General features: G+C 54.7%; 12 protein-coding genes. 2 read left to right on the top strand and 10 right to left on the bottom strand.

Annotated features, from left to right (window positions below; genetic code table 11):
• Positions 1–35 precede the first annotated feature (35 nt).
• A complete protein-coding gene (locus F7R27_RS00815; protein ID WP_151702328.1) occupies positions 36–950 on the top strand; it encodes a DMT family transporter in 915 nt (304 codons plus the stop codon).
• A gap of 158 nt (positions 951–1,108) precedes the next feature.
• Here F7R27_RS00815 and F7R27_RS00810 read toward each other — a convergent pair whose 3' ends face one another.
• The 3 genes from F7R27_RS00810 to F7R27_RS00800 form a co-directional block, all read right to left on the bottom strand.
• Positions 1,109–2,311 carry an ABC transporter substrate-binding protein gene (locus F7R27_RS00810; protein ID WP_151702327.1) on the bottom strand — a complete coding sequence of 401 codons (1,203 nt, stop codon included), beginning with the start codon at positions 2,309–2,311 and terminating at the stop codon, positions 1,109–1,111.
• A 150-nt stretch (positions 2,312–2,461) separates the two neighbouring features.
• Positions 2,462–3,352: an aromatic amino acid exporter YddG gene (yddG, locus tag F7R27_RS00805; RefSeq protein WP_151702326.1), complete on the bottom strand. Its 891-nt coding sequence runs from the start codon at positions 3,350–3,352 to the stop codon at positions 2,462–2,464.
• 99 nt (positions 3,353–3,451) lie between these two features.
• Positions 3,452–4,168, bottom strand: coding sequence for a helix-turn-helix domain-containing protein (locus F7R27_RS00800; protein ID WP_151702325.1), 717 nt, complete (start codon positions 4,166–4,168; stop codon positions 3,452–3,454).
• Positions 4,169–4,317: 149 nt separating this feature from the next.
• Here F7R27_RS00800 and F7R27_RS00795 point away from each other — a divergent pair, with 149 nt between their 5' ends.
• Positions 4,318–4,896 carry a 2-hydroxychromene-2-carboxylate isomerase gene (locus tag F7R27_RS00795; RefSeq protein WP_151702324.1) on the top strand — a complete coding sequence of 193 codons (579 nt, stop codon included), beginning with the start codon at positions 4,318–4,320 and terminating at the stop codon, positions 4,894–4,896.
• 1 nt (position 4,897) lies between these two features.
• Here the strand turns inward: F7R27_RS00795 and F7R27_RS00790 are convergent, their stop codons facing one another.
• The 7 genes from F7R27_RS00790 to F7R27_RS00760 all read right to left on the bottom strand — a co-directional run bounded on the left by F7R27_RS00790 (position 4,898) and on the right by F7R27_RS00760 (position 13,923).
• A complete protein-coding gene (locus F7R27_RS00790) occupies positions 4,898–5,833 on the bottom strand; it encodes a DUF3179 domain-containing protein (RefSeq protein WP_151702323.1) in 936 nt (311 codons plus the stop codon).
• Between the two features lie 44 nt (positions 5,834–5,877).
• Positions 5,878–6,600, bottom strand: coding sequence for a cytochrome c biogenesis CcdA family protein (locus F7R27_RS00785; RefSeq protein WP_151702322.1), 723 nt, complete (start codon positions 6,598–6,600; stop codon positions 5,878–5,880).
• A 9-nt stretch (positions 6,601–6,609) separates the two neighbouring features.
• Complete coding sequence (locus F7R27_RS00780) at positions 6,610–7,005, bottom strand: thioredoxin family protein (protein ID WP_151702321.1); 396 nt, start codon at positions 7,003–7,005, stop codon at positions 6,610–6,612.
• Positions 7,006–7,058: 53 nt separating this feature from the next.
• A complete protein-coding gene (locus F7R27_RS00775) occupies positions 7,059–8,102 on the bottom strand; it encodes an alpha-L-glutamate ligase-like protein (RefSeq protein WP_151702320.1) in 1,044 nt (347 codons plus the stop codon).
• Positions 8,086–9,609, bottom strand: coding sequence for an inactive transglutaminase family protein (locus F7R27_RS00770; RefSeq protein WP_151702698.1), 1,524 nt, complete (start codon positions 9,607–9,609; stop codon positions 8,086–8,088). Before F7R27_RS00770 ends, F7R27_RS00775 begins: the two co-directional genes overlap by 17 nt.
• Positions 9,610–9,666: 57 nt before the next feature.
• Entirely contained in the window at positions 9,667–10,593 is a 927-nt protein-coding gene (locus F7R27_RS00765; protein ID WP_151702319.1) for an ATP-dependent zinc protease family protein, read from the bottom strand.
• Positions 10,594–10,788: 195 nt separating this feature from the next.
• On the bottom strand, positions 10,789–13,923 hold the full coding sequence (locus tag F7R27_RS00760) for an efflux RND transporter permease subunit (protein WP_151702318.1): 3,135 nt from the start codon (positions 13,921–13,923) through the stop codon (positions 10,789–10,791).
• Positions 13,924–13,926 lie beyond the last annotated feature (3 nt).

Raw genomic sequence — 13,926 nt, 5'->3', positions numbered from 1 at the left:
ATGCCTGGCAGCAAATACCACCTTCAAGGATCATCATGAACGCCTTACTCTATATCACTACGGTTCTGATCTGGGGCACCACCTGGATTGCCATCGCCTTTCAACTCGGTGAAGTTGCCGTGACAGTTTCGGTATTCTATCGTTTCGCACTGGCAGCGTTGACACTCTTGGTCTGCCTTGTATTGCTGGGTAAGTTGCGTCGAATCGGTGCCCGCGATCACCTCTTTTGCGTACTTCAAGGCATGTGCGTTTTCTGCTTCAACTTTCTGCTCTTTTATACGGCCACCCAGTACATCACGTCGGGACTCAACTCGGTCGTTTTCTCCATGGCCGTGATGTTCAATGCGATCAACGGTGTGATCTTCTTTCGCCTGCCAATCACCTCACGCATCTATCTGGCCAATGCACTGGGCCTGATCGGCATGCTGTTGCTGTTCTGGCCGGACCTCAGTGGAGAGTCTTTCAACCTGGATGTGCTCTTCGGGCTGGGTTGCGCTCTGCTCGGCACCTATGGTTTCTCACTGGGGAATATGATCAGCCTGCGCCACCAGCGAAAAGGGTTGGATCTGCTGTCCACCAACGCCTATGCGATGTCCTACGGTGCGTTGACGATGCTGGCAGTCGTGCTGTTGAGCGGCACTCCTTTCACCCTGGATACCTCTTTCACCTATCTGAGTGCGCTGTTTTATCTGGCAGTGTTCGGCTCGGTTATTGGTTTCGGTGCCTACTTTGCCCTTATCGGACGCATCGGAGCCGGTCAGGCTGCCTATGCCACGCTGCTGTTTCCGCTGGTCGCGCTGGGCATCTCAACACTGTTTGAGGGCTATATCTGGACACTTCCAGCCGTGCTCGGACTGGTGATGATTCTGGTGGGTAATGCGGTGATGTTCATCAAGTCCGGTTCAAGCAAACCAGCTGCAGTTGCCACACCTGCAGTCAAGGAAGCCTGATCCGTATTACCGGCAATTGCTCCTGCATTGCCAGCATACTGCACATCCCTGTGCATAACTGGCAATTGCTCCTGCATTGCCAGCATACTGCACATCCCTGTGCATAAAAAAGCCCTCGCTGACCTGAGTCAGGGAGGGCTTGCAGACAAGGACGAGTATCAGTCTGCGATCAGACCAACAGTGGTGAAGGAGCCACCTGTAACGACCATCTCTTCAATGATACCGGGAACGTTACCCTGCTCATCAAAATCCTGGCTGCCGGAAGCGCCTTCGTAGTTGATATCCTGACCCTCTTTGATCAGTGCGACTGCTTTCTCCCACTCACCCGGCATGATCACGACACCTGGAGGAGAGGCCACTTCACGCAGTGCCTGATTCAGACCTGCACGATCCGCACTGCCATTCTTCTCGATCGCCAGCGCGATCAGGAAGGCTGCATCATAAGCCTGGCCGGCAAATACAGCATTAGGGTCCATACCCGCAGCGGTAGCTGCTTCAGCATACATACCGGCACCTGGAATATCAGGTGTACCCGGGCGTGTTGCAATCATCCCTTCGAGGACATCTGCACCCACGGCACGTACCAGACCATCACCGACCATACCGTCGGCACCGATGTACTGAGTAAAGTTGCCGCTTTCGTATGCCTGACGCAGAATCGTCTGACCAGACGTATCGGCATAGGCCAGTACAACCAGGTTATCGACACCATGGGAGGCCAGTCCACCCAACTCAGAGCGATAGTCCGCCTTGCCATCTTCATGTGCATCATTGGCTGCAACATTACCACCGCCAGCCGTATATGCTGTAGTAAAGGCATTCGCCAGCCCCTGACCATAGTCATTGTTGACATAGGTAACGACTACATCCTGAATCCCCTTGGACAGCAGCAGTCTAGCCAGTACTTCACCCTGATAGGAGTCGGACGGGGTTGTACGGAAAACCAGATCGTTATCCGCTATCTCGGAGATGGCAGGTGAGGTGGATGCAGGTGAAACCATCAGAACACCCGCTGGTACTGCCACATTATTGGCTGAAGCGATGGTGGCGCCGGAACACAGCGCACCAACGATGGCCGTAACATTTTCTGTATTGATCAGACGGTCTGCAGAGTTGATCGCTGCAGAGGCATCTGTACAGGTGGTATCGGCAGAGAGCAGCTCGATGGTCTGGCCACCCAATACACCACCCTGCTCATTCACTTGGCTGATAGCCAGTTGCGCGCCAGCGAGAATGGGGGGGGTCAGGCTCTCAATAGGACCGGTAAATCCACCCAGAAAACCAACCTTAACTTGCGCCTGAGCCACGCCAATTGCTGATACGGCAATAATGGCAGCACCCAGTAATGTCTTTTTGAACATTGCGTTTCCCTCTATCTTATTTTTGACGTTCAAACGCCCTAATGTTGCTCACTTTTTTCAAGAAAAACAATCTTTCATTTTGTTTCTCGTTTCATGGAAAAAAGTCGATCAGCTCGTTGCAGCGTTTAAATAAGAATAGACTACAAATCTTTACGCAGGCTTAACCGCCCGACGCTTGCGTCGCGTCCATCCCGCCACCAAAGCGCCCAGTACGATAGCAATACAGGCATAAAGCACTCGGCTGCTGGCCTCTGCCTCACCCACCAGTATCAGCAATAGTGTCGAGATCAGTGGTGCCGCATAGGCCAGTACCCCCAGCAACTGCAGATTACCGTGCTTGATCCCGTAATCCCAGGTAAAGAAGGCGATACCGACAGGGCCGATGCCCAACCCGATCACCCCCAGCCACTGCAGAGAGGTCGCTGGCCAGACTGTCACCTCAAACAGCAGATGACAAAGCCAGGCCAGCAGCGCCGTTACCGCACAGAAGCCACCTACGGTATCTGTCGGTACAGCCCTGGTCAGCCGACTGAGCACCGAGTAGCTGGACCAGATCAAGGCACAAGCCAATGCGGCCAGATAGCCCTGGAGATACTGTGCCTCAAACCCATCCCCTCTGCCGATCAGCACCCAACAACCAGACAGTGCTATCAGTGCTCCCAGCCAGTGTTTTGTGCTCAGCGACTCTCCGGGTAACAACGCCGTGAATACCACAATCAGCAGTGGCCAGAGGTATGCCAGCAAACTGACCTCCACTGCAGGGGCCTTGGACATCGCAATAAAATAAAACAGGTGATATCCGAACAGACCACCGACACCCAGCAACCAGACCGGCAACGGCTGGCGCAGATAATGGCCGGGATGTTCACCCTTGATGATCCACTTCAGCAACATCGTGCCGGTTGCCAGAGTAAAGGTCATGGCAAGGAGTTGAAAGGGTGGAATTTCTCCCCCCGTGAGTCGTGTCATCAGTGCCAATGCACCCCAGAGCACTATGGAGATGGAGCCGATGGCTGTCGCGGTAGCCGTAGGGGATCGCATGTTGAATATCTCGGCAGTTTCAGTGAGTACTCAGTCTAACGCAGGCCAGATCCAGAGACTTTGTTGCAGACGCAGAAAAATGTGCCGGATCGGAAGAGCCTAGCGAAAGCACCTTGCTGAATAACCATGATAGGTACTGAAACGAGCACTGAATGCCGAGAGGTTCTGATAGCCGCAGGCATCGGCAACCTGCTGTACGCTGAGATCCGTGTCCTGCAGGAGTGTCAGCGCATGCTGCATACGCAATTGCAGCAGATAGTGCTGAGGCGAGAGCCCGAGTTGCTGCTGAAACAGATTCTGCAGCTGTCGGCTGCTCAGGTGCGCCATCCCCGCCACCTGTTGAATACGCAAGGGACTACCAAGATTCTGCTGCATGAAATCCAGCGCCAGTTGCAGACGTCGATCCAATTGCACACGGCGCTCAGGCTGCTCACAGAGTAACTGCAGCAACAGTTGCAGCATCAACTGCTTGTTGCCCTCAGACACGCCCGAGAGTAAAGCACGCGACAGAAAGCCCAGATAATCACTGAGCGATGGACTCAGCACAACAAAACCACCCAGATCCTGAAGTGTTTCAGGCATATCACCCGACAGATCAGCAACAATAAAGCCATTCTCCTGTGTCGCGGCAAAGCTGTGGGCACTGCCAGCGAGCACCACTGCCCCCTGACGCGCATCCACACGACCGGCGCGCTGATCTATCTCCATCTCCAGACAGCCACGCAGAGGCATCACCATCTGGTGATAGCTGTGCTGATGCTCACAGACATCCGCCTGATAACTGCGCACATCCAGCGTGTTACTGACTGATTGCATGGTTCAACCTCTGGGCTCAGGTTTTTAAAGACAGGTTCTTAAAGACAGCTTTTGCAAGCCAGGCTCGGCAAGACAAACTCTGTAAAAGTTGCATCTGATATTCAAAACAGCAAATATAATACCCGACCTTCAGACACTGAGTATAATACATGCAACACGAGATAGATTTTTACTACGATATCGTCAGCCCTTACAGCTACTTCGCTGCCATACAGATCGCCCGGCTCGAAGCTGAAACCGGTGCCAGCGTGACCTGGAAACCGATCTTTCTCGGCGGCCTGTTTCGTGAACTGGGTAATACTGCCCCCTTAAGCCTGGCACCCAAAAAGCGCTACATGACCGAGCAGGATCTGCCTCGTCTGGCCCGGCACCATGACGTTCCCTATCAGTATCCAACCGTTTTCCCAACCAACACCCTGACTGTCCAGCGCACCCTGGCAGCCCTGCCTGCCGCAGACAGGCCGTCGCTGTCACTGGCTCTGTTTGATCATTACTGGGGGCATGGACGGGATGTCGCGGATATGGCCCTGCTGCAGCAGGTCTTCACTGCCGCAGCACTGGAGAAGGCGAACTCTGCCGAGGCGAAAAACGCCTTGAAGAGCAACACCGATGAAGCAATTGCGCGCGGTGCCTTCGGAGCCCCGACACTGATCTGGCAGGATGCAATCTACTTCGGCGCAGACCGCATCCCACTGCTGCAGGCTGATCTGGTCGCTGCCGGGCGTTGATTCAGGGCAGCTCAAAAACCCGGGTTTCGGGATGAAACCCGAACCAGGCAAACCAGAAGGCGATCAGACTGGGCAACTCCGTACCCTCATGATCAAACACCCGCCCAGTCTGGGCCTGAGCATCAAACTCCAGTGAGATGAGCTCGCCCCCGATATTGTCCTCCAGCCGCCCGTCGGTCAGCTCCATCAACTCAGGAAAGGGGTAGGCCTTCTGTTCCCCGTTCAGATTGACGCCGATCACATAGGTTTTTGGGTGCATGCGCGCGTCCTGCATCGCAACCGGGAACATGAGGCGGTCACTGTTGATATAGCTGGCATAGGGATTCTGACGATAGTCTCGTCTGAAGCCCGTATCTGTCGAGAGCACCTGTGTGTCGGGATGACGACTGCGCCACTCATCCCAACTGGTATGTGATGTCGGCAGAAACTCCAGCTGTACTCCCTTCATCGGCCCACTGATCGCTTGCGACATGATCTGTGACCAGAGAGATTCGCTCTGATGATCATAGAGCAGGACATCGCTGTTATACAGCAACCCCGACACCCCGAAATCCAGCCTCTCCTGCTCTATCTCTGCGGCAAAGGCCATGCCTGATGCACACAGTGGACAGAAGGTCACTGTCACCGGTACATCCCCGAAGGTATCGTTCACCACCTCATGCCAGTTGAGTATGGCCAGAGGATAAGCACGAGCAATACCCTCGAGGTAAACACCCAGGATACGATCATCCGGTTGCAGAAAGGATGCCTCATCCGCTGCTATGAAACGTGGCTGATCTATGGAAGGGATACCATCTCTGGGAGGACCACCATGGTGGATCTCGCTGGCGTCTATCGAAGCCCCCGACAGATCAAACCCATTCATGACCTGAGCCAGGGGTGCGCTGGACACTGTCAGTAACAAAACCAGAAAAACTGATGAGTAAATGTATTTCATTATGTACCTCCTGCTGAGATTCTCAGCATTTCAGACCCATCACTTCAGAAGCGGGTCGTGATCTGGATATACCAGTCAGGCAGAAGATCCAGCGCCCAGACCTCAAGGGTCTTATCAACACCAGTGAGCATCAGAAGCCCCACCAGCAGCATCAGAGCTCCCAGAATACGCTTGCCCCGCTGTCCAGCCAGCAACAGCTTCCCCTTCATTCTCAACATCGCCTCACGCGACAGCATACCCAGTATGATCAATGGCATGGCCGCACCAATACCAAACATCAGCATCACCATGAACACCTGATACAGCTGCTCCCCTTGACTGGCCAGCAACATCGCTGCCCCCAGGGTCGGTCCGACACACGGGCTCCAGACCAGCCCCAGCAACGCACCCAGGACGAATTGCCCACGCAACCCTTCAACATTGACACTGGCCAGCAGCTGGTTACCACTGCCACTCAGGCCCGCCGTGGCCATCGCAAAGCGTTGTTGCAAGGTGGATGAGATCAGCAGGACACCGAAGGCCAGAAGCAGCAGTGCCGCCAGATAGCGCAAGCCATCGAAAGCCACACCCCAGGCCAGGCTGGACAGCAGGGTTCCGGTAAGCGTAAAAGAGAGTGCCAACCCGGCTGCCAATGCCAGCGGGCCACGGCGGTGAGCACTGGCTGCCGACGCGAGCAGAATCGGCAGCAGCGGGAGCACACAGGGTGATAGAATGGACAGATTACCGGCAACCAGTGCCAGCGGATAACTGGCTGAACTGAACTCCATGACTGATCCTCAGAGCGCTTTAGACAGTTGCTGAGCTATCGCCTGGCGATTTGTCTGAGCAATGGAGCGCGAAACCTCCTCCTCACCCCGATAGACAATCAAGGTGCTCTGCATCCGTACACCCAACTCCTGCAGTACATCTTTCTGACGATCGAAATCGACTCTGAAAACGACAAACTCAGCGAACTCCGGCTGCTGGACCAGTGCGTTCACTATAGGCTGCTGTACTCGGCAAGTGGTGCACCACTCGGCCCCCACCTCCACCAGCACCGGCTTACCCTGCTGGCGCGCCTCGGCAAAGGCTGCAGCATCAAAAGGGATGGATTCAGCATGACTGAAGCCAGTCAGCAACAAACAGAGAAGAGCAAATACGTAACAGCGGATTTTCAGACTCAGGGATAGCATGACGGTTCTCCTGCAACTTGACGTTAAAAGCCTGCTCAGTAGAGCAGCGCCTTTCACTTAGTCGCGAGTGCCGCCATATCCTTACAACGCGTTTCAGTTTCTGTTGCAGTAAAGAGTTCCGAACCAGCAGCAAAGAGTCGCTGTGCACTGGCAGCCCTTTCCATTGCTGTTTCTGTTTCATGATCCAACTGCAACAGATACTCATCAATGATACGGGTCCGCAAGCTCAGCCCTGTTCCATTCGCCATTTGAATCGCCAGCCCGGGCCGGGCATTGAGTTCCAGCAGTTGCGGCCCCTTGAACTGATCCAGTACCAGATCCACCCCAAGATAGCCAAGTCCCGTCATCTCATAGCTGCGTGCAGCCAGCACCAACAGTTGCGTCCAGCCACTGATCCTGAGTTCCGACAACAGCTGCCCGGTATCTGGATGATGAGTTACCGGACGGTCATGCTGAATCGCCTTGACCGCCTGGCCATCAGCGATGCTGATACCCACGCCAATCGCCCCCTGATGCAGATTGGCCTTGCCATTAGAGCTGCGCGTCGAGAGCCTCATCATCGCCATCACCGGGTATCCCCGGTAAACGATCACTCGAATATCAGGCACTCCTTCAAAGGTATAGTGGCTGTAGCTGGGATCAAAGCGTATCAGCCCCTCGATCAGTGCCACATCGGGGTTACCACCCAGACTGTAAAGGCCGGACAGCAGGTTAGACAGATGGCGCTCGACATATAGCCGCTCCACCCAGTCTCCGCTGGATTTCTGAAAACGCCCATCTTCCTGCTTCAGAATAACCAGAATGCCTTTGCCACCACTGCCTTTGGCGGGCTTGATCACAAACCCTTCAGCACCGCGAATCTGACTTTCCAGTTGGGCAATATCGCCCTGTGTACGAATCACACCCAGCAACTGAGGCGTCGAGATACGATACTTCTGAGCCAATACCTTGGTTTTCAGCTTGTCATCCACCAGTGGAAACAGACTGCGATCGTTATAAGCGCCGATATAGCTGATATTGCGCTCATTCATTCCCAGCACTCCGGCCGCACGCAGTGCCCGCCAGCGCTGCAGCAGCAGCTTAATCGGACCGGGCATCAGATCGCTCCATCAGCGGCTTGAATCGCCACAACTCCAGCAGTCGATAGCCGGTATAGCTGCCAAACATCATGATCAGCGCCAGCACGACGAGCTGCAGGCCCAGAAAGTTGAACATCCAGTAACGCATCCAGGGGAACTGCATCACAAAATAGGCCAGAATCGCAGTAAGAAGACTACCAAAGCCCTGTACCATGACATCACGAGGTCCTTCCTCCTCCCAAAGGATCGACATGCGTTCGATCGTCCAGGCCAGAATGACCATCGGAAAAAGCGACATTTTCATGCCATCACTGATCCCCAGATGAAAGCTCAGGACCGAGAAAAGAGAGATCAATCCAATAACGCAGACAATAACAGCCGATACTCGCGCCACCAGCAACAGGTTGAGATAAGCAAGAAACTGCCGCAGCACCAGACCTGCTCCGACGACCAGCAGAAACGTCAGAATCCCCGTCAATAGAGTCATCTCCAGAAAAGCCATGGCGATCAGCACCGGCATGAAGGTACCCGCTGTTTTCAGGCCGATCAGCACCCTCAGCATCACCACCACCAATGCCCCCAGTGGCAGCAGCAGAATAATCTTGAATATTGCCTGTTCGGAAATTGGCAGACTGTGAATCGACAGATTCAGCACAGCATCCGAGATTGCAAGCGCATGCACACTGCTGGAAGCCGGCTCCCGTGTACTCAACATGGAGAAGGTCAGGCGCGAATCGTAGCCTCCCACGACCTCCAGGATTGGCATGGCACTCTGTTGCCAGAGCAGAAAGGGGTGTGTCTCACGCTGCCCCAGATCAGTTGCAGGATCAAACAGCTGCCAGTGGTCACCTGAAAACACCTGTACGATGGGCTGCAGAGTCTGCTGCCGTCGACCATCTTCCAGGCTGAGGCCATGCAATACACGAGATGGCACATCAGCCTGATTCAGCAACATCACCATTACTTCTGCAAGTGAGTACTCACTCAAAAGCAACTGGACATGCTGGTGATTACGACTGGACAGGCGTTGCTGTAAGGCTCGAGCCAGACTGAAAGGGTCTGCTGACTCACGCCAGGCTTCGGTCAGTAATTGATGAGCCGCAGTTTCCAGCGCCGGCGACCAGATAACAGGCTGAATGCGAGGTGGCTGCCCAACTCTGACTGAATCCCCGGCGTCATCCACCTGAAACTGCGCGCGGTAATAGAGTACCTGCGGGCCATCCACTTCCCGGATCGTCCACTCCGCCATACGAGAGTCCTGATCGGAGATATGCAGGCCATAGCCGGAAGAGGCGGTATGCTCAGCACCAAGCAGGAATCCTGGCTGAGATCTCGGCAGTGTCAGACGCACGCTGACTGGCGTGCCGCGTGCTACAAATTCAACCTTGGCTTCGACATCCCAGAACTCGCTGTAGGTGCCTGGCAAAAAAGGCACATGGTGCACGGCATAGCGATAATAGCTATGTGCGGCACCAATCAGAATCAGAATCAGAGCAGTCCAGAACAGACGTTTATTGGCGTACATCACAACAACAGTTACTCTCAGATGAGGTGTTTTCTGCAGCATCAACTGCAGAGTGCGTTAAAGATCGGTATCCAGCTCTACTGGCAATAGTGTCTGCCCCTGAGTCGTGGCATCCTCTCCCTGATGCTCAAACTCTGGCCGTCCTTGTATAAAGGTTTTCGACACATCCACCACCGCAACATCCATCATGAAACGGCGCCCCAGCAAGGCAGGGTAAGTCAACTCACCTCGATCAGTCAGAGTAAACTCCACCTTGTGGTTGGACTGACCTATGCGGACCGGCAACTGCACAACGGGCCGACTCTCGCTACCCACCGCCTGGCGTATCCTGACACGCCGGATAACCGGTGCCTCGATCTCTACCTGGCGTGCCTGCTCACCATCCTGAAAATGCACACTGAAACGCACCCACTGCTGACCATCCCGCTCAAAATCGACCAGATCCTGAGCGTCCAGTGATGAGGTATTAGCACCCGAATCGATACGTGCCGCCAGTACCAACCGCTGTAACGGGAAGCCCAACCATTCGGAACGCCCCAACAGTAGTTTTTCAGAACGGGTGACACCGTTCACTGGCCCGGATGCTGTACGTGGTGGAGTTAGCATGGGACTGGTCGTCGGGCTCTGGCTTCTGGCCAGCAGCTTGCGAAACCGCTCCTCTTCAGCTGCCTGCTGACGGTCCAGTTGTTGTCCCAGCAGCTCCAAGCGCGAGGAGAGGCGCAGCAGTTCAGACTGCTGATTCAATTGCTGTGCCTGGAGCCGTTGCTGCGACTCTTCAAAGGTCAACGTCATCTGGCGCTGATGATCCATCAGGCTGCGCTGAATCATCTCAGACAGTTCGATATCCCTGTTGCTGGACTGACAACCAGCCAGTATCAGAGAAAACACTATAATCAGTACAAGCTGAACAGACTTGAAACAGATCGGATTGCAGTTGAACAGGTTGGAGTTGGTTGGGTTGAAACTGACTGGAAGATAACGCATCCGGTTATAGCCTGATTACTTTTAACTAAGGTTTAAACGCACGAATGGGGAGCACCGGCTCCCCATTCGACTGAATTCTGTTCTCAGACATCCTATTCGATACACTACTCCTTCAAGCAGAGCATCTTATATCAGAGTCAGTACAGAATGAAGCCACTGAACGATATGTTTACGTCAGCAGAGTCAGCCATAAGTTCAACTTTGTATCGCAGGCTCAGTATGCACGATGCTGCCGGGTTTCCGTTCCGGGTGCAACAGGGAGTAGATCACTGGTACCAGCAGCAGCCCGACCAGCATGGAGAAGCTCAACCCCCATACGATCGCCACAGCCAGTGGCTGCAACATTTCTGAGCCCTCGCCAATACCGATCGCCAGCGGCATCATACCGGCGACTGTCGTCATGGTCGTCATCATGATCGGCCTCATGCGCAGGCGAGCAGCTTCTAAGATCGCCTCATCCCGGCTGCGGCCCTTGTCACGCGCCAGCTCGATATACTCAACGAGTACGATGGCATTATTCACCACGATCCCAGCCAGCATGATCATTCCCAGCCAAACCGGCATGGAGATCGGCATACCCAGAATATTGATACCCAGGGCCACACCTATCGCCGCAAAAGGCACGCTGATAATAATCACCAGAGGGTTACGCAGTGACTCATACTGCACCGCCATGACGACAAACACCAGAAACAGCGCCAGTCCCAGTAGAATCGTTGTCATTCGCTGCCCCTGCGCCAATACTTCGGCAGCACCACCATCATAACGACTGTAGCCTTCCGGCAGCGGCGTCTGTGCCATCGCTGTTTCAATATCAGCAAGCACACCACCGAGCGTATAACCGGACATCAGGGTTGCACTGACTTCAACTATACGCATCTGGCTATCGCGTTTGATCGTTGCAGGCGAGCGGATCATATCGATACGGGCCACATCACCAAGATAAACCGGCAGCCTGCCACTGCTCGCAGGGAACAGGAGTATCGACTCAAGATCCTGTGGATCATTGGCATCCTGCCTGGGCAACCTGACCCGCACATCATAAGAGCGGCCTCCATCAAGGAAGTCAGTTACAACCCGACCCTCAAGCGCAACTCGCATGGCACGGTTCAGATCCTCAACATCAAATCCGAGTGCACTCGCCCGCTCCCGATCAATCACGATATCCAGCTCCAGCGACTCCTCCTCTGAGGAGTAAGCCAGATTCTGTAAACCCTCTACACCACGCAGATTCCGAATAGCCTGACGTGCCAGACTATCCAGCACCTCCAGATCGTTCCCCTGAATCCGGATACTGATATCATCATCACCCGTACTGGTGCGAATCCCTCTGATACCACGCTGACTCATGCGCACATTCAACCCGGACATCTGTTTTTCAGCGATTGCTCGATTCATGCGGTTGATCCACTGCTGACTGCTGGCCTCACGCTGAGACACAGGCACCAGTTGAACGGTCAGTGTCGCCTGGTTGGATGCCTCGCGTGATGCCCGTCCGAAAACCCAGCCACCGGATACCGTGAAAATACTCTCCACCTCCGGCTGCTGGCGAAACAGCTCCTCAACGATCAACACCCGTTGATCCATCTCATCCAGCGCCATGCCCGGATCACCGATCATTCTGACCTGGATCTGGCCATCATCCAGTGTCGGCAGAAACGTCTGCTCACCGCTGGTGAAGGTTGGAACACTGAAAAACAGTCCAGTCAGAAACAGAATCGGAATGGGCCAGCGAAAACGCAGTACCTGACGGATCAGACCGGAGTAGCCCCGCTGCAGGAGACCGATAAACCGGTCAAACTGGCGCCGGAACCAGCTCACACGAGTGGTTCTGACCCTTGATGCAAGTGCTGGCACCAGCGTCAGTGCAATCACCATGGATGCAAAAATCGCAGCTGAAATCGTCACTATCAGCTCACGAAAGAGCAGCCCAACCAGTCCGCCGACGAACAGGAAAGGCAGCACGGCCGCCAGATTGGTCGATGTGGACGCGACGATGGCGCTGTTGACCTCAGCTGCGGCATTGGCGGCATCATCAGCAGATGCCTCCCCTTCGCGCTGATGTCGATAGATGTTTTCCAGCATGACTATCGTGTTATCCACCAGCATACCCACTCCGAGGGCTAAACCACCGAGAGTCATGATATTCAGGGTCAGCCCGCCAATCCCCATAAGGATGAAGGTCACCATCACGGCAATCGGTATGGCGCTGCCGATAATCAGCGTCCGACGCAGATTCCCAAGAAACAGATACACCATCGACATTGCCAGCAGAGCGCCACTGATCACCGCCAGCACTGAGTTATTGACTGCCTGGCGGACATAAATGGACTGATCAGCAACCGGCGTGATCTGAATATCGCCGGGCAGCAACCCCTGCTCCAACAGCCAGTCAAGTCGCTGCTGCACAACATTGGCGACCGAGATGGTGTTGGCCAGTGGTTGCTTCTGAATCGACAGTTTAACGCTGGGCACACCATCCGCACGAACTCGTAGCCCTTCATCCTTGTGTGTATCCAGCACCTGCGCCACTTCACTTAATGCTATTGTGCTGCCATCTGACAACCTCAGGGGTAAACCCGCTAGTTCCGCCACTGTTTCGAAACGGCCACTGATACGACCGGATATCTCCTGCCCTTCCATGCGCAAGCGTCCGGCAGAATCCTGCCGATTGCCACGATCCAGCGCCTGTATCAGATCCTCAACCGACAGTCCGAGCCCTGCCAGTCGCTGCTGATCCGGCAGAATCTGTATTTCACGCTCAAGACCACCACCGGTTTCAGCCGCAGCCACACCCGGCAGGTTAATGAACCATTTGGAGAAAACATCATCAGTCCAACTGCGCAGCTCCACAGGATCTTTCAAAGGTGAACTGATGGCATACTCCAGCACAGGGATCTGCGCAGGATCGCGCTTGAAGATGGTTGGCTGATCGATCGAGTCAGGTAGAAAGCGCCGCGCACGATCAAGCCGGGTACTGGCGTCTCGCAATGCCAGATCGATGTCCTTGCCATAAGGAAAAGAAAGATCAACCGTGGAGCGACCAACACCGGTTGTGGACTGGATACTGACCAGGTCCTCGGTAACGGCCAGTTGCTCCTCCAGATAGCGGGTAATTCGGTCCTCCATGACCGGAGCAGGCACGCCGGGATCGATCACAGTGACCCTTATTTCGGGATAGATCAGGCGCGGCAGCAGATCAACCGAAAGGCGTCCCAGGCTGAAGAGTCCGAGTATCACCACGGCAAGCGCGATCATGCAGACACCGACTGGATGCTTGATTGACCAACCGGCCAACCCTGAACCGTGCCGAAGTGGTGCTCTGGTCATTGC

Origin of the sequence: Nitrincola alkalilacustris (assembly GCF_008973755.1) — a bacterium.
Classification (GTDB): Bacteria; Pseudomonadota; Gammaproteobacteria; order Pseudomonadales; family Balneatricaceae; genus Nitrincola; species Nitrincola alkalilacustris.
The sequence above is the reverse complement of the archived record's forward strand: the minus strand, read 5'-3'. Positions and strand labels throughout refer to the sequence as shown.

Coding starts and splice junctions, on each gene's coding strand:
- F7R27_RS00815 (WP_151702328.1), top strand. CDS start 36: ATGAACGCCTTACTCTATATCACTACGGTTCTGATCTGGGGCACCACC.
- F7R27_RS00810 (WP_151702327.1), bottom strand. CDS start 2,311: ATGTTCAAAAAGACATTACTGGGTGCTGCCATTATTGCCGTATCAGCA.
- yddG (WP_151702326.1), bottom strand. CDS start 3,352: ATGCGATCCCCTACGGCTACCGCGACAGCCATCGGCTCCATCTCCATA.
- F7R27_RS00800 (WP_151702325.1), bottom strand. CDS start 4,168: ATGCAATCAGTCAGTAACACGCTGGATGTGCGCAGTTATCAGGCGGAT.
- F7R27_RS00795 (WP_151702324.1), top strand. CDS start 4,318: ATGCAACACGAGATAGATTTTTACTACGATATCGTCAGCCCTTACAGC.
- F7R27_RS00790 (WP_151702323.1), bottom strand. CDS start 5,833: ATGAAATACATTTACTCATCAGTTTTTCTGGTTTTGTTACTGACAGTG.
- F7R27_RS00785 (WP_151702322.1), bottom strand. CDS start 6,600: ATGGAGTTCAGTTCAGCCAGTTATCCGCTGGCACTGGTTGCCGGTAAT.
- F7R27_RS00780 (WP_151702321.1), bottom strand. CDS start 7,005: ATGCTATCCCTGAGTCTGAAAATCCGCTGTTACGTATTTGCTCTTCTC.
- F7R27_RS00775 (WP_151702320.1), bottom strand. CDS start 8,102: ATGCCCGGTCCGATTAAGCTGCTGCTGCAGCGCTGGCGGGCACTGCGT.
- F7R27_RS00770 (WP_151702698.1), bottom strand. CDS start 9,609: ATGTACGCCAATAAACGTCTGTTCTGGACTGCTCTGATTCTGATTCTG.
- F7R27_RS00765 (WP_151702319.1), bottom strand. CDS start 10,593: ATGCGTTATCTTCCAGTCAGTTTCAACCCAACCAACTCCAACCTGTTC.
- F7R27_RS00760 (WP_151702318.1), bottom strand. CDS start 13,923: ATGACCAGAGCACCACTTCGGCACGGTTCAGGGTTGGCCGGTTGGTCA.